At 71.6% G+C, this 16,134-nt stretch carries 11 protein-coding genes; 3 read left to right on the top strand and 8 right to left on the bottom strand.

Going from position 1 to position 16,134, the window contains the following annotated elements:
* The first annotated feature begins 3 nt into the window (after positions 1-3).
* A complete protein-coding gene (locus KHP12_RS08245; protein WP_211832301.1) occupies positions 4-5,004 on the top strand; it encodes a type I polyketide synthase in 5,001 nt (1,666 codons plus the stop codon).
* Positions 5,005-5,042: 38 nt separating this feature from the next.
* Here the strand turns inward: KHP12_RS08245 and KHP12_RS08240 are convergent, their stop codons facing one another.
* The 6 genes from KHP12_RS08240 to KHP12_RS08215 form a co-directional block, all read right to left on the bottom strand.
* A complete protein-coding gene (locus KHP12_RS08240) occupies positions 5,043-5,873 on the bottom strand; it encodes an ABC transporter ATP-binding protein (RefSeq protein WP_211832298.1) in 831 nt (276 codons plus the stop codon).
* Complete coding sequence (locus KHP12_RS08235) at positions 5,870-6,901, bottom strand: ABC transporter ATP-binding protein (RefSeq protein ID WP_211832295.1); 1,032 nt, start codon at positions 6,899-6,901, stop codon at positions 5,870-5,872. The genes KHP12_RS08240 and KHP12_RS08235 overlap by 4 nt, the downstream gene beginning before the upstream one ends.
* Positions 6,901-7,764, bottom strand: a complete 864-nt coding sequence (locus KHP12_RS08230; protein WP_086881661.1) for an ABC transporter permease — start codon at positions 7,762-7,764, stop codon at positions 6,901-6,903. Before KHP12_RS08230 ends, KHP12_RS08235 begins: the two co-directional genes overlap by 1 nt.
* The gene (locus tag KHP12_RS08225) at positions 7,761-8,729 is read right to left on the bottom strand and encodes an ABC transporter permease (RefSeq protein ID WP_086881662.1); all 969 of its coding nucleotides are present in this window, start codon (positions 8,727-8,729) and stop codon (positions 7,761-7,763) included. The genes KHP12_RS08230 and KHP12_RS08225 overlap by 4 nt, the downstream gene beginning before the upstream one ends.
* Positions 8,726-10,327 carry an ABC transporter substrate-binding protein gene (locus KHP12_RS08220; RefSeq protein ID WP_244202765.1) on the bottom strand — a complete coding sequence of 534 codons (1,602 nt, stop codon included), beginning with the start codon at positions 10,325-10,327 and terminating at the stop codon, positions 8,726-8,728. The genes KHP12_RS08225 and KHP12_RS08220 overlap by 4 nt, the downstream gene beginning before the upstream one ends.
* Before the next feature lie 118 nt (positions 10,328-10,445).
* Complete coding sequence (locus KHP12_RS08215) at positions 10,446-12,122, bottom strand: amidohydrolase (RefSeq protein ID WP_211832293.1); 1,677 nt, start codon at positions 12,120-12,122, stop codon at positions 10,446-10,448.
* A gap of 127 nt (positions 12,123-12,249) precedes the next feature.
* Between KHP12_RS08215 and KHP12_RS08210 the strand changes: the two genes are divergently transcribed.
* The gene (locus KHP12_RS08210; protein ID WP_086881665.1) at positions 12,250-12,945 is read left to right on the top strand and encodes a TetR/AcrR family transcriptional regulator; all 696 of its coding nucleotides are present in this window, start codon (positions 12,250-12,252) and stop codon (positions 12,943-12,945) included.
* Between the two features lie 125 nt (positions 12,946-13,070).
* Here the strand turns inward: KHP12_RS08210 and KHP12_RS08205 are convergent, their stop codons facing one another.
* Entirely contained in the window at positions 13,071-13,937 is an 867-nt protein-coding gene (locus KHP12_RS08205; protein ID WP_086881666.1) for an alpha/beta fold hydrolase, read from the bottom strand.
* Between the two features lie 171 nt (positions 13,938-14,108).
* On the opposite strand from KHP12_RS08205, the gene KHP12_RS08200 reads away from it, so the two are divergent.
* Positions 14,109-15,368, top strand: coding sequence for a cytochrome P450 (locus KHP12_RS08200; protein ID WP_086881667.1), 1,260 nt, complete (start codon positions 14,109-14,111; stop codon positions 15,366-15,368).
* An 82-nt stretch (positions 15,369-15,450) separates the two neighbouring features.
* Here KHP12_RS08200 and KHP12_RS08195 read toward each other — a convergent pair whose 3' ends face one another.
* A complete protein-coding gene (locus tag KHP12_RS08195) occupies positions 15,451-15,861 on the bottom strand; it encodes an acyl carrier protein (RefSeq protein WP_051574009.1) in 411 nt (136 codons plus the stop codon).
* Positions 15,862-16,134: the final 273 nt, after the last annotated feature.

Below are 16,134 nucleotides of genomic sequence, written 5' to 3'. Positions count from 1 at the left end.
CTGATGTCGGGTACGGAAGAGAAACTCCGCCAGTATCTGAAGCGGGTCACGGTGGATCTCGGGCAGGCCCGTCAGCGGCTGCGCGAGATGGAGGAGCGGTCCCAGGAGCCGGTGGCCATCGTGAGCATGGCCTGCCGCTATCCGGGTGGTGTCGGCTGCCCCGAGGAGCTGTGGGAGCTGGTGGCCTCCGGTGGCGACGGCATCACCGCCTTCCCCACCGACCGCGGCTGGGATCTGGAGGGCCTCTACCACCCGGACCCCGACCACCCCGGCACCAGCTATGTCCGGCACGGCGGTTTCCTGGACGGCGCGGCCGGCACCGACCGCTTCGACGCGGAGTTCTTCGGGATCAGCCCGCGCGAGGCCCTGGCGATGGATCCGCAGCAGCGGCTGCTGCTCGAGGTGGCCTGGGAGCTGTTCGAGCGCGCCGGTGTCGACCCCGTGACGATGAAGGGCAGCCTGACCGGTGTGTACGCGGGCGTGTCCAGCCAGGACTATCTGTCCCGGATGCCCCAGGTCCCCGAGGGGTTCGAGGGCTACGCCACGACCGGCAGCCTGACCAGTGTGGTCTCCGGCCGGGTGGCGTACACCTTCGGTCTGGAGGGCCCGGCGGTGACGGTGGACACGGCGTGTTCGTCGTCGCTGGTGGCGATGCATCTGGCGGGCCAGGCGCTGCGCCAGGGCGAATGCGATCTGGCGCTCGCGGGCGGGGTCACCGCGCTCACCACACCGACCGCGTTCGCCGAGTTCTCGCGGCAGCGCGGGCTGGCCCCCGACGGCCGCTGCAAGTCCTTCGCGGCCGCCGCGGACGGCACGGGCTTCTCCGAGGGCGTCGGCCTGGTGCTGCTGGAGCGGCTGTCGGACGCGCGGCGCAACGGCCATCGGGTGCTGGCGGTGATCCGGGGCTCGGCCGTCAACCAGGACGGTGCCAGCAACGGCCTCACCGCGCCCAACGACGTGTCGCAGGAACGGGTGATCCGCCAGGCGCTGGCCAACGCACGCCTCGCCGCCGACCAGGTCGACGCGGTGGAGGCCCATGGCACGGGCACCTCCCTCGGCGACCCGATCGAGGCACACGCGCTGCTGGCCACCTACGGCCGGGACCGGCCCGCTGAACGCCCCCTGTGGCTGGGGTCGCTCAAGTCGAACATCGGTCATGCCCAGGCGGCCGCCGGGGTGGCCGGTGTGATCAAGATGGTGATGGCGCTCCGCCACGAGACGCTGCCGGTCACCCTGCACATCGATGAGCCGACCTCGCATGTGGAGTGGGAAGGCGGCGGGGTACGGCTGCTGACGGAACCGGTGGCGTGGCCGAGGGGCGAGCGCCCCCGCCGGGCCGGGGTGTCCTCGTTCGGGATCAGTGGCACCAACGCCCATCTGATCCTGGAGCAGGCCCCCGAGCCGAGTCCCCCTGCCGGGCAGGAGGAGCCCGCCGACCACCCTCCCGTGGCGACAGCGGTGGCGACGGCGGTGCTGCCCTGGGTGCTGTCCGCCCGTAGTGCCCAGGCCCTGCGCGGGCAGGCGGCCGCGCTCGCCCGGCGGATGGCCGTCGATCCGGGGGCGTCCGTCGCCGAGGTGAGCTGGTCGCTGGTCACCACCCGCTCGGTGTTCGACCACCGGGCCGTGGCCGTGGGCGAGACCCGCGACGAACTGATGGCGGCCGTGGAGGCGCTGGCCACCGGCGGGACGCACCCGGGCCTGGTCCACCCCGGTGGCGCCGCCGTGGCCGGGGACCTGGGCCCGGTGCTGGTGTTCCCCGGGCAGGGCTCGCAGTGGGCGGGCATGGGGGCCGAACTGCTCGAAGCCTCACCCGTGTTCGCCGCCCGCGTGGCGGAGTGCGAGCGTGCCCTGGCGCCGTACGTCGACTGGTCCCTCACCGATGTGTTGCGCGACGCCGACGGGGCGGGCCACCTGGACCGTGTCGACGTCGTACAGCCCGTCCTGTGGGCCGTGATGGTGTCGCTCGCCGCGGTGTGGGCGGGCCACGGCGTACGTCCGGCGGCGGTGATCGGGCACAGCCAGGGCGAGATCGCGGCGGCCGTGGTGGCCGGGGCCCTGTCACTGGAGGACGGCGCCAAGGTCGTGGCGCTGCGCAGCAAGGCGTTACGGCGGCTGGCCGGTGGCGGGGCGATGGCCTCCCTGGGAGTGAGCCGCGAGCGGGCCGAGAAGCTGCTGGCCGGGCTGGGCGACCGGACGGCGGCCGTGGGCGTCGCGGCCGTCAACGGCCCCTCGTCCACGGTGATTTCCGGGCCGCCCGGGCAAGTGGCGCACGCCGTGGCGGCGTGTCAGGAGGCGGGCGACCGGGCGCGGCCGATCGAGGTGGACTACGCCTCGCACAGCCCCCAGGTGGACGAGATCGCCGACGAGCTGACGGAGGCCCTGGCCGGTGTCCGGCCGGTCGCGTCCACGGTGGCGTTCTACTCCACGGTCACCGCCGGCCGGATCGACACCACCGCGCTGGACACCGGCTACTGGGTGACCAACCTCCGTGAACCGGTGCGGTTCGCCGACACCGTCCGGGCGCTGCTGGCCGATGGCCACCGCGTGTTCATCGAGAGCAGCACCCATCCCGTGCTGACCGTCGGCATGCAGGAGAGCTTCGAAGAAGCCGGGGCCGACGCCGCCACCGTGCCCACGCTCCGGCGCGACCACGGCGGCCCGGCGCGGCTGATCGAGTCCCTCGCGCTGGCCTTCACCGCGGGCGTGGCGGTCGACTGGACCACCCTCCACCCCACCGGCCCCGCCGCCCCGCGCACCGTCGAACTGCCCACCTACGCCTTCCAGCGGGAGCGGTACTGGCTGGCCGACTCGGTGTCCTTCGACACCCGGCCCGCGGCGGACGAGGAGGAGTCCCGGTTCTGGGCCGCGGTGGAGGGAGAGGACCTGAGCGCGCTCTCCGAGACGCTGAGTCTCCCGGACGACACCGGCCACCGGACCTCACTGGGCACCGTGCTGCCCGCGCTCTCGACATGGCGCCGCGCCCGGCGCGAGCGCTCCGCCGTGGACTCCTGGCGCTACCGCGTCGAATGGCGGCCCGTCACCGATAGCGCTCCCGCTGCGGGGGGCTCCTGGCTCGTGGTCCACCCCAAGGGCGCCTCCGACGCCTGGACCGACGCCTGCGTACGGGCCCTGGGCGCGGACGGCGGCCAGGTGCGGCGGCTGGAGGTGGCCGAGGACATCGACCGCGAAGGGCTCGCCGAGCTGCTGCGCTCCCGGTGCGCCGAGGAGCCGCCACCGACGGGCGTCCTGTCGCTGCTGGCCCTGGACGACGACGCGCCGCCGCTCCCCGGCGTGGCCCCCGGCCTGACCGGCACGCTCACCCTGCTCCAGGCGCTGGTGGACGCCGCCGTCACCGCGCCCCTGTGGTGCGCCACCCGCGGCGCGGTCGCCATCGACGATTCGGAGTCCCCCGACGCTCCCCACCAGGCCCAGCTGTGGGGGCTCGGCAGGGTGGCCGCCCTCGAACACCCCGACCGGTGGGGCGGGTTGGTGGATCTGCCCGCGAGCCCGGACACCCTCGACGCGGAGCGGCTGCGCGCCCTGCTCACTGGTGGCCGGGGCGAGGACGAGGTGGCGCTGCGCCCGGCCGGTGCGTACGGACGTCGGCTGGTCCCCGACCCGATCGGCGGCCGGGCCCCGCGGCGCACCTGGAAGCCCCGCGGTACCGTGCTCATCACCGGAACCGCCGAAGGACCCGCCGCCCAGGTCGCCCGCCACCTGGCCGCCGACGGGGCGGAACACATCGTGATGCTGTGCCCGGGAGGCGGCGATGCCCCCGGCGCCGTGGAGCTGACGGCCGAACTGGACGCGCTCGGGACCGGACTCACCGTGGCCGACCACGCGCCCGACGACCGGGAAGCCACCGCGCGCCTCGTCGAGCGCGTGGCGGAGGAGAACGGACGGATCGGGACCATCGTCCACACCTCGGCCTCCGGCGAGCTGGCCCCGCTGATGGAGCTCACCCCGCGGCGGCTGGCCGGGGAGATCCGCGCCCACCTGGACGACACCGGGCGCTACCTGGACGAACTGTGCGGCATGGGCCCCGAGGACACCGTGGTGTACTTCTCCACCGTCGCCGCGTCCTGGGGCAGCAAGGACCACGGCTCCTACGCGGCCGCCACCGCCTGCCTCGACGCGCTGGCCCGGCACGACCGGGCCGACGGACGGCCCACCGTCTCGATCGCGTGGGGGCTGTGGGACCTGCCGTGCGGCGCTGAGGCGGCGGACGCGACGGCGACCTCGCACACCGAGCGCTCCCGGCGGCAGGGCCTGTCCCCGCTGGACCCCCGGCCGGCGCTGACCGCGCTGCGCCAGGTGCTCGACCACGACGATCAGGGCGTCACCGTCGCCGATGTGGCATGGGAGCGCTTCGCGCCGCTGTTCACCCTCGCCCGTCCCAGCAGGCTCTTCGACGGTGTCCCGGCCGCCCGCCAGGCCATCGAGGCCGCGCGGGGACCCGCCGAGGACACCGGCACCGACGAGGCGGCGGCGCTGCGGCGGGAGCTGGCCGCCCTGCCCGAGGACGAGCGGGTCGAGCGGCTGCTGGCCCTGGTGCGGGCCCATGTGGCGGCCGTACTGCACTATCCGGCGCCGGAGGCGGTCGAGCCGGACCGCCCGTTCAAGGAGCTGGGGTTCGACTCCATCGCGGCCGTGGAGCTCAGGAACCGGCTGCGCGCCGCCACGGGCCTGAGCCTGCCGACCACGGTGGTGTTCGACTATCCGACACCTCGCACACTGGCGGGTCATCTGCTGACCGAGGTGGACCCCGGGGAGGCCGACGCGGCACATCCGGCGTCCGGACACCTCGACGAGCTCGAGGCCGCACTGGCCGGGCTGCCGGCCGGCGATCCGCGGCGCGCCGGTCTGGTGAACCGGTTGCAGGCCCTGGTGTGGAAGTACACCGCCACCGCGCAGGAGACCGATGAGCCCGCGGGCGAGCAGGATCTGACGGCGGCCACCGCCGATGAGGTGTTCGCCCTCATCGACCGCGAACTCGGGGTCTGACCGGCGGCCGCGGGCCCGGGCCCGCGACCGCCGGTGCGTCAACCGCTGTGCTCCCGGCGTCGGCCGCTGATCGAGTCGGGGTCCCAGCCCGGTCGGGGGACGGACGCCAGCAGGAGCTGTGTGTAGGGGTGTCCGGGGTCGGTGAGGAGGTCCGCGACGGGCCGGTGTTCCATCGTGCGGCCCCGGTACAGAACGAGCGCCTCGTCGCACACGTATCGCACGACGGCCAGGTCGTGGCTGACGAAGACCAGGCCGATGCCGGTGTCGCGGCGGATGTCCCACAGGAGATTGAGCACCTGTGCCTGTACGGATACGTCGAGGGCCGACACCGCCTCGTCGAGCACGAGCACGGCGGGCTCGACGGCCAACGCCCGTGCGATCGCGGCGCGTTGACGCTGGCCGCCGGAGAGCCTGCGGGGGAGCGCGGCCGCCTCGCGCTCACCGAGGCCGACCTGGGCGAGCAGCTCCCTGGTGCGGGCGGCCCGGTCCGCCCGGTCCGTCAGGCCGTGCAGGCGCAGCACCCCGTCGATGGTCGCGCCGACGCTGATGCGCGCGTCGAGCGAGAGGTACGGGTCCTGGAAGACGATCTGGACCGCCTTGGCCCGGGCGAGGCGGGCCGCCTTGCCCCGTACGGACGCGGTCAGCGGCTCACCCTGGACCAGGATCCGTCCCGCGTCGGGGCGTTCGAGGCCGATCAGCATCCGGGCCGTGGTCGTCTTGCCGGAGCCCGACTCTCCCACGATGCCGAGCGCGCCGCCGGCCCGTACGGAGAACGACAGGTCGTCGACCGCGACGAGCTCAGCCTTTCCCGTCCGGTAGGTCTTGCGCAGACCGCTCACGTGGAGCAGCGTGTCCGTCTCGCTGGTCAACCGTCCTCCAGCTGGGGTGAGTCGGGAGCGGTCGCCGTCGCGGCGAGCGCGTCGGGTGCGGAGGTGAGGTCGTCGGCGCGGTGGCAGGCGACCAGCGCCGTGCCGTGCCGCTCCAGGGCCGGTGGTGACTGGTCGCAGACGCCGGGCCGGGCGAAGCGGCAGCGGGCCGCGAAGGAGCAGCCGGGGGCGGAGTCGAGCAGACCCATCGGGGCCCCGGGGATCGGAGTCAGCCGGGCGGGCGGGCCGCTCGGCACCGACAGGGGAGGAGACGAGCCGAGCAGGCCCGCGGTGTAGGGGTGGCGAGGAGCGGCGAAGAGTTCGGCGGTGGGCGCTGTCTCCACGATCCGCCCGGCGTACATCACATAGACGCGGTCGCAGGTGGCGGCCGCGAGTTCGATGTCGTGGGTGATGAGGAGCAGGCCCAGGTCGCGTTCGCGTTGCAGCCGTCCCAGGATGGCCATGATCTCGGCCTGGGTGCTGACGTCGAGGGCGGTGGTCGGTTCGTCGCACAGCAGCAGCCGGGGTTCGGTGGTGAGCGCTCCGGCGATCATGACGCGCTGGAGCATGCCGCCGGAGAGCTGGTGCGGATACTGCTTGAGGTGGCGGGCGGGGTCCGGGAGGCCGACCGCGGCGAGCAGTTCGGCGGCCCGGGTGTGCGCGCGGTCCTTGGTCCAGCCGTGGCCGACGCGCAGCGACTCGGTGAGGAAGTCCCCGATGCGGCGCACCGGGTTGATGCCCGCCCTGGGGTCCTGGAAGATCATCGACGCCTTGGCCGTACGGATGGTCCGCAGACCGGTGGCGTCGGCACTCACCAGGTCCGTGCCATCGACCCGGACGTGGCCTTCGACTTTCGCCCCCGCGGGGAAGAGGCCGAGGGCGGCGCGGGCGGTGACCGACTTCCCGGAGCCGGATTCACCGACCAGGGCGACGATCTCACCTGCGGACACGGTCAGATCGATGCCGTCGAGGACCGGGCGGGCCATGCCGGGCAGGGCGATGCTCAGCGCCTCGTACTCGAGCAGTGCCATCAGGAATCCCTCCCCGCGAGCCGGTCGCCGAAGTTCTCTCCGACCACGTTGAAGGCGACCACGACCAGTACGACCGCGACGGCGGGCACGATCGACGACAGCGGCTGGCCCTGAAGCACCGCGGCCTGACTCTGGTTGATCATCGCGCCCCAGTCGGGTGTCGGCGGCTGAACGCCGAGGCCCAGGAAGGACAGGGCGGCGAGGTCGAGCAGCGCGTAGCCGAAGTTGACGGTCGACTGGGCGAGCACGGTCGGGCCGATGTTCGGCAGCAGTCGGCGGACCGCGACGAACACCCCGGAGTGCCCCTGCACGCGGTAGGCGGCGATATAGGGTCTGGCCTGCTCCTGAAGGGCGAGGCCGCGCACCAGCCGGGCGGTGTACGGCATGTACGCCAGGGACATGGCGATCACCGGTGCCGTCATCCCCTTGCCGAAGACCGCCACCGCGAGGATCGCGACGAGCAGCGCGGGGAAGGCGAACAGGACGTCGATCAGCCGCCCGATCACGGTGTCGACCCAGCCGCCCCGCCAGGCCGTGAACAGGCCGACGGCGATGCCCGTGGCGGTGGAGAACAGCACCACCGTGAGCGGCCCGACCAGGCTCGTACGACCCCCTTCGACGAGGGCCGAGAACGTGTCGTGCCCACCCTGGTCGGTGCCCAGCCAATGCTCGGCGCTCGGGCCCACGAGCCCCGAGCCGAGGTCGCCGTAGGTCGGATCCTGCGGCGCGAGCCACGGCGCGAACACCGAGACGAGGACGAACAGGATCAGAAGCAGCAGGCACAGGTTCTGCGACCAGCCGCCGCCCAAGGACCGCAGCCGGGCGACCGGCCCGCGCGCCACATCTGGGATCTGCGCGCTCATCGTGCGCTCCCCGCTGCCGCCACCCGCGGATCGATCAGCGGATGTGCCACGTCCACCAGGGCGTTGACCACGACGAACGCGGCCACCACGAGCAGCACGATCGCCTGCACCACCTGGAAGTCCATCTGGTTGACCGACTGCACGAGCAGCGATCCCACGCCCGACATCCCGAACGCGGTCTCCACGATGGAGGTGCTCACCAGCATTCCCGAGATCAGGAGCGCGGAGACGGTGACGATCGGCCCGAGCGCGTTGCGCAGCACATGACACCGGATCACGGTCCACCGTGGTGTGCCACGGCTCACCGAGACCTCGACGTGTTCACGGCCGAGCTCCTCCAGCATCGCCGAGCGGGTCACCCGGGTCACCAGCGCCATGAACGTCACCGACAGGGCCACCGCCGGAAGCACCACATGATGCAGCCGGTCGAGCACGCCGGTGCCGTTGCCGATGGTCGGGAACCAGCCGAGCCGCACCCCGAACTGCGACCTCAGCAGCACCGCGACGACGAAGGCGGGGGCGGCGGCCCCCACCGTCACCAGAAGCACCAGCGCGGAGTCGGTCCGTGTGCCGCGGCGCAGCGCGCCGACCATGCCCGCCGCGATGCCCACCACCGCGATGAGCAGTGCCGACACCCCGACCAGCAGCAGCGTGGCCGGCAGGCGCGACCAGATGACCGAGCTGACGTCCTGGTGGAAGACGTAGGACCGGCCGAAGTCGCCGTGCAGCACCTGGTCCAGCCAGTGCCCGTACCGGACCAGGAACGGCTGGTCGAACCCGTACTGGTGGCGGATCTCGGCGAGTTCCCGCGGGCTCGCGCTGCGGCCGCGCACCAGGAAGCTCGCCGGGTCGCCGGGCGCCAGGTACAGCGAGGAGAACACCAGGAACGAGGTGACCAGGAGGGTCGTGGCCATCCCGGCCAGTCTGCGCAGACCGTCGAGCGCCCGTGTCGCCGTGTGCTTCATCCCCTGGCTCCGATCTCGGCCGCCCACGGGTAGTACAGATAGGCGATCGACGGCCGGACGCCGGTGATCCGGTTGCCGAGGAAGACGCTCACGGGCTGTGTGTGCAGGGGCAGCCAGGGCAACTCCCGCAGGGCGATCCGCTGGGCCTTCGCGTTGGCCTCCGCGTGCGCGGCCGGTTCGTAGGTGCCGATGGCCTGCTCGACGGCCTTGTCGAAGTCCCTGTTCGACCAGCCCCCGTAGTTGGTCGACGCGCCGGCCTCCAGGGAGGTGTACATGTCCAGCGGGTCGGTGATCGACGTGTACCAGAAGGTGAGGAAGAGGTCGATGCCCTTGCGGGCGGCGGGGTCGGTGAAGAGCGTCGAGTACTTCTCCGGGGGGAGCGTGTCGATCTTGGGGTCGAGCCCGATGTCCCTGGCCGCCTGGGCGACGGCCTGTGTGGTGATCGTCGACTGCGAGTCGAGCGGGCTGGACGCGATGACGATCCGCTGTCCCCGCACTCCGGCCTGCTTCGCGAGCTTCTTGGCCTTGGCCGGGTCGTACGGGTAGCGCGGCAGGTCCTCGAGGAGGGCCTTACGGGTCGCGGCGGGCGCGCCGTTCCACACGTTGTCGGTGACCAGCGAGTCGGCCACCTCGCCGACTCCGCCGGCGCCCGCCTTGACGATGCCCTCGCGGTCGATGGCCATCAGCAGGGCCCTGCGCACCCGGGTGTCGCCCAGCGGGCCCTTGAGATCGCCGACCACCTCGTCGGCGACGGTGGTGTTGCGGCCGAAGTAGAGCTTTCCGGCCCGGGACGAGCCGAGTTGGGCGTAGGAATCGGTGGGGACCATCCAGCCGCCGTCCACCTCACCGCTCTGGAAGGCGCTGACGCGGGTCGTCGCATCACTCAGGAACACGAACGTGACCTGGCCCGCCTTTGCGCTGAGCTTGGGATTCCAGTAGCCGTCGAACTTCTTGAGCACGAGCGACTGGCCCGGGTTCCAGGACCCGAACGAGAACGGCCCGGTGCAGTTCACACCGCCCTTGGGGCTGCCGTAGTCCTTGCCCTCCTCGGCGAGGGTGGCGGCGGACTCGACGGTGCCGGGACTGGCCGCCATCTCCTGGTTGAAGGTCGAGTCCGGCTTCTTCAGCCGGACGGTGACCTCCAGCTCACCGGACTGGTCGATCGACTTCACATTGCGGAACGAGGTGGCCCAGGCGCTGCCCACGGCGGGGTCGAGGTGGCGGCGCAGCGAGGTGACGACGTCGTGCGCGGTGAGCACCGTCCCGTCGTGGAAGCGCACATGGGGGCGGATCTTGTAGACCCAGGTGGTGGGCGTCGGATTGCGGTACGAGGACGCGAGGTTCGGCGAGGTCGTCAGATCCGGGTTCCAGCGCAGCAGGCTTTCGCAGACGTTGGAGAGGATCTGGTTGGGCGGGTAGTCGAAGGCGTAGGCATAGTCGATCGAGGTGGGCTCGGCGAAGATCGACCAGCTGAAGGAGTCAAGTGGCGCTGTGGGAGCGGGAGTTCGGTCAGTGAGTTGGTACGCGGCATTCGTGCTGCCGCCTATGTCCGAGTGCGCGGTTCCGCTGCACGCACCCGTGGTGAGCACCGCGGCCACCGCGAGGAAGGTCCCCCCGGTGCGCCACCATGGTCGTGTCCGTCGTCTCGTTCCTGCGCTCCCTATGGGCATCGTCTGCCTCCGTCCGGGGTGGGCTCGGTGAAGTAGCGGGGATACGTCAGTCGGTCGCGGCGAAGACGAGCCGACCGTCGATATAGGTCCGGCGCACCCGGGCGTTGGCGATCTCCTGGGAGGGGCCCGCGAACGGGTCGCGGTCGAGCACCACGAGATCCGCGCACTTGCCCTCCTCGATCGTGCCGGTCACGTCGTCGAGGTGGTTCACCCAGGCGCTGCCCGCCGTGTACGCGGTGAGCGCCTCGGCCAGGGACAGGGCCTGCTCGGGGTAGAACGGCGCGTACGCCGCGCCGGGTGACTCCTGCGGGGGTACGGTGCGGTTGACCGCGACATGGATGCCCCACAGCGGGTTGGGGCTGCTCACCGACCAGTCGCTGCCCGCGACCAGACGGGCCCCGGCGCGCCGCAGATCCCCGAACGGGTACTGGAGGGCGGCTCGCTCGGGGCCCAGGAACGGGATCGTCAGCTCGTCCATCTGCGGTTCGTGCGCCGCCCACAGCGCCTGGATGTTCGCGGCCACCTCCAGGCCCGCGAAGCGCCCGATGTCGTCGGGGTGGACGACCTGGAGATGGGCCATGTGGTGCCGGTTGTCATTGACGCCATTGGCGGTGCGGGCCGCGGCGAGCGCGTCGAGGGCCTCACGGACGGCGCGGTCGCCGAGCGCGTGGAAGTGCACTTGGAAGCCGGAGCGGTCGAGTGCGCACACCGCCTCGGTGAGCAGGGCGGGTTCGACGAAACTGAGTCCGGAGTTGGCGGTGGGACAGCCACAGCCGTCGAGGTAGGGCTCCAGCATTCCCGCGGTGAAGTTCTCCGCCACGCCGTCCTGCATGATCTTCACGCTGGTGGCGTTGAAGCGGCCCACCTGTCCGGTGCGGCGGCGCTCCGCCAGCTCGGGAAGTTGTTCCAGGCCGCGTTCGCGGTCCCACCACAGGGCGCCGACGACGCGGGCGAGCAGCGAGCCCTCACGGGCCGCGCGCAGATAGACGTCGAAGTTGTCGGGGTTGCCGGGGAAGGCACCGATCATGGCGTCCTGCCAGCCGGTCACCCCCAGCGAGAAGAGGTACTCCTGCGCGGCGAGCAGACCGGCGTACGCCTCGTCCGGTGTCGCGACCGGCATATGGCGGGCCACCAGTTCCACGGCGCCCTCGTGCAGGGTGCCCGCCGGGGCGCCGTCCGGCTCCCGCTCGATCCGGCCGTCCGCCGGGTCGGGGGTGTGGCGGTCGACCCCGGCGAGGTCGAGTGCGCGGGTGTTGGCCCAGGCGCCGTGGCCGTCGCGGTTGGTGAGCAGGACGGGCCGGTCCGGCACCACCGCGTCGAGCATGGCGCGCGTCGGCGTACCACCGGGGAAGCTGTCCATGGACCAGCCGCCGCCGCGGAGCCAGGCCGCGTCCGGATGGTCCTTGGCGTACTGGGCCACCACCGCGAGACAGCCCTCGGCGGTGCTCCGCCCACCCAGGTCGCAGCCGAGCATCAGGGCTCCGCCCACCACGGGATGGACATGGGCGTCCTGGAACCCGGGGACGAGCAGCCCGCCCTCCAGGTCGACGACCTCCGTGGTGGCGCCGGCGAGCGACCACACCGTGCTCGCGTCGGCCACGGCGAGGATCCGGCCTCCCCCCACGGCGACGGCGGCGTCCACCGGGGTGGGCCGTGTTCCGGCCCCGGTGAAGACCCGGCCACCCACGAAAACGGTGTCGGCCTGTTGGCTGCGCTGTGCCATCGAAGCAACCTCCGGCTCGGCGGGCTGACCCGCTGGCTTGTTTGTTGTGGAGGAGTGAACGGCAGCGCAATGCTGTTGTCAACGGTATTGCGCTGATCGTTTCCTGGATCGATACACTGGCCGCACCATGCCGAAGTCACCCGCCAACACGGCCCGGAGCAAGCGCGCAGGCAGTCAGCTGACGCCCGACGCGATCATCGAGGCGAGCCTGCGCATCGCGGCCCGCGGCAGCGAGGACGCCTTCACCGTCCGGCGCCTGGGCGAGGAGCTCGGTGCCGACCCGACCGCGATCTACCGGCACTTTCGAGACAAGGACGAGCTGCTGCTGTCCGTCGCGGACCGCACGCTCGGCGAGGTGCTCGACAGCATCCCCGAGGGCCTCGACTGGAAGGGGCGCATCCGGGCGCTCGCCGACGGCTCGCTTGCGGTCGCCCTCAAATACCCGGTGGTGGGCTCGGCCATGGCGAGCCGGACCACCCGGCGGCCCAATGAGTTCCGGGTCGTCGAACTCATCCTCGGCGCCGTCATGGAGGCCGGACTCGAGGGCGCCGAGGCGGCCCTCCACTACCGCATGGTCGCGGACTCACTCCTCGCCTACGTCGGTCAGCAGGCCGCCTATTTCCTCTTCGACGCGGAGGCCCGCGCGGCCGACGAGTCCGCCTGGACCCGCGAGTACCGGCTGGTCGACCCGCGGGCATTCCCGAACATCACCCGCCTGAGCACCGAACTCGCCGAGGTGGCGGACGAGCAGATCTTCGAGGCCACGGTCGGGGCGCTGATCTCGGCGATCGAGAAGCGGGCCGAGACCCTGCGGGGGGCCTGAGCGCTCCGCAGGAAGTGTCGCGATGCGTCGTCGGCCGACTGCGGCGCCGTCGTGGCCGGTCGCGCCCGCGCGGCGGAGCCGCACATCGACACAGCCCCGCGCCCCTTCGGGGCGCTGCCCGGCGGTCAGCGAGCGTTGCTCACCGGCTGGAGGCCGCGGGCCAGGTCGAGCAGATCATCGGCCACCCGCCGCGGGTGCTGGGCGTGCAGATCGTGCTCGGAGTCGAGGTATTCACGCATCGTCGCATGGCGCAGATCGGCCGTGGTCTCCCTGATGCGGGAGCGGATGCGGTCCGCCCACTTCGCGTCCGCGCCCTTGGGGATGGCGGGCATCAGCAGGGTGGGCACGTCGATGGCCGGGTACCACGGCCTCGGCGGCTCGTTCCAGATGCTGTGCAGGATCGACATGTGCTGCTCGGTGGACATGCGCCGGGACAGCGACCCGTCCGCGTTCACCCGCATGGTGTCCACCGCGGCCTCGATCGCCGCCGGTGACCAGTCCGGGTGGATGGCGCGGAAGTAGTCGCTCACGCTCTGCACGGTGGCGCCCTCCAGGGACGCCGGCCGCAGCGCCCCGACGAACGCGTCCCAGGAGGGGAACGCCTTGGCCGGCTCCAGCCAGCCGCCGTCCACCAGGGCCAGCGCGGCGACCAGTTCGGGGTGCTCGGCGGTCAGCCGCACCGAGATATTGCCGCCCCAGGAGTGACCGGCCACCACCACCCGGTCCAGCCCGAGGGCGGCGGACGCGGCCACCAGATCCGCGACCGCGGTCGGGATGTCGTATCCGCTCTCCGGTGTGTCGGAGTCCCCGTGGCCGCGCAGATCCACCGCGTACACCGCATGGTCCGCGGCGGCCAGATGGTCGGCGACCTCGTCCCACAGCCGGGCGCTCGACGCCATGCCATGGACCAGGAGAAAGGGAAGCGACGCCGTTCCCGGCCGGTGCCGGAAATGCAATTTCACATCGTCGGTTACGGGCACGGAGAGATCCATGGCGGAATTCTAGCCGGACCGCCCAATCCGATTCGACCGCTGGGGATGTGATGTGCGCGCGGATTAGCGGCGCTTTAGCGGGGGGCGAGATGCTGGATGGCCGGGCGATTCATACTCTCATGCCGACCCACCTCCTTGCCGACCGTATACTCCGAGCTGAAGTGAGGCGCCGTGTATCCCCCGGAATCCAGGTTCGCCCAAATCGACAACATCGATCTCACCGACTTGTCCTTCTGGGCACAGCCCTACGGCGACCGCGACGCCGCCTTCGCCGCGCTGCGCGGACGGCCGGAGCCCGTTCTCTTCCGCGAGCCGGTCATGCCCGGGTTCGGGCAGGGGTCAGGCTATTACGCGATGGTCCGGCACGCCGATATCGCCGAGGTGAGCCGGCGTCCGCAGGACTTCGGCTCCGAGCCCACCGCGATCAGCATCATCGATCTGCCGGAGGAGTTCAACAACTTCTTCGGATCGATGATCAATATGGACAATCCCCAGCACGCCCGGATGCGCCGACTGGTCTCCCGCGCGTTCGGCCGCGGAATGGCCGCCGAGTTCGAGGCGGCCTCCCGCAAGGCGGCCCGGAAGATTGTCGACGACCTCATCGCGGAAGGGCCCGGCGACTTCGTCCGGAAGGTCGCGGCGATCATGCCGATCGCGGTGCTCAGCGGCATGATGGGGATTCCCGACGACGACTACGAGTTCATTTACGACCGGTCCAATATCATCGTCGGCACCTTCGACCCCGAATATGTTCCCCGGGCCGATCAGGCCACCGCCGCCCTGCTGAAGACCTCCCATGAACTCGCCGACTACATCGCACGGCTCGCCGCCGACCGCAACCGCAACCCCACGGGCGATCTGATCACCCGGCTGGTGCAGGCGCAGATCGACGGTGAGCGGCTCAGCCCCGAAGAGCTCTCGTCGTTCTTCATCCTGCTCGTCGTCGCCGGAATGGAGACGACCCGCAACGCCATCTCCCGCGGTCTGGTGCTGCTCAGCGACCACCCGGAGCAGCGGAAGCTGCTGCTCTCCGACTTCGAGACCTACGCGCCGGGCGCGGTCGAGGAGATTCTGCGGGTCGCGACCCCCATCAACTGGATGCGGCGCACCGTCCGGCGTGACTGCGAGGTGAACGGCCACCGCTTCACGGAGGGCGACAAGCTGCTGCTCTTCTACTGGTCGGCCAACCGGGACGAGGACGTCTTCCCCGACCCCTACGAGTTCGACATCACCCGGGACCCCAATCCCCATATGACCTTCGGGTCGGTCGGACCGCACTTCTGCCTGGGTGCCCATCTCGCCCGGATGGAGGTCACGGTGCTCTTCCGCGAGCTGTTCAGCCGGCTGCCGGAGATCCGTACGGTGGGGAAGCCCCGGCGGCTGGTGGCCAGCTTCGTCGAGGCCATCAAGCATGTGGAGTGCGCCTTCTGACACACCTGCCCCGTAGCACCGAAAACGCCGCGCGGGAGGGGTTGATCCCCCTCCCGCGCGGCGTTGTGCCCCGCGGGCCGGACTAGGCCGTGGCGCCGTCACCGGAGTTGACCGCGGCGTACGCCTCGGCGAGGTAGTGGCCGAGCTGGGTGGGGGTGGGGTACTCCAGAATGGCGACGAGGGGGATCTCCACGTCGGTGAGCGTCATCAGATTGCGGGTGAGCTCGAGAGCGGTCAGCGAAGTGAGCCCGTTCTCCAGGAAGTTGCTGTCGTCGTCCACCACGGTGGGCGCCAGGATGTCGGCCAGCTGCGTCCGTACGGTCTCCCGCATGATGTCCTCGCGCTCCTCGGCGGTGGCGATGGCGAGCGCCTGGTGCAGCGCCGTCCCGTCGAGTGCGGTCTCGCTCTTCTCCGTCTGCATCGCGGATCCGTCTCCTTGAGCTTCGGTGGCGTCGCCGGGGGTGTGGTTGTTGACCTTGGTGTGTGCGTTCATGGGTACTCCCGCCTGGTTGGGGCCGGTCGGCGTCGGTCACCGACCGCGGTGCGTATGCGGCGTGTTCGAAGGGCCGGAGACGTCATCGAAGAGCCGATGTGTTCCCAGCTCGGAGGCGTGTGCGGTCATCCAGGCCCCGTCGATGTCCGCGATGACCACGGACGCCGTGTCCGCCATGACCGCCTGCCGCAGCAGGGCGGCGGCCGAGCGCTGGGGGAGTGCGGGCAGCCCGTTGGCGCGCAGCTGCTTGGCGGCGCCGACGGCCGTGTCCGG

The organism is Streptomyces asiaticus (assembly GCF_018138715.1).
GTDB classification, from domain to species: Bacteria; Actinomycetota; Actinomycetes; order Streptomycetales; family Streptomycetaceae; genus Streptomyces; species Streptomyces asiaticus.
The sequence above is the reverse complement of the archived record's forward strand: the minus strand, read 5'-3'. Positions and strand labels throughout refer to the sequence as shown.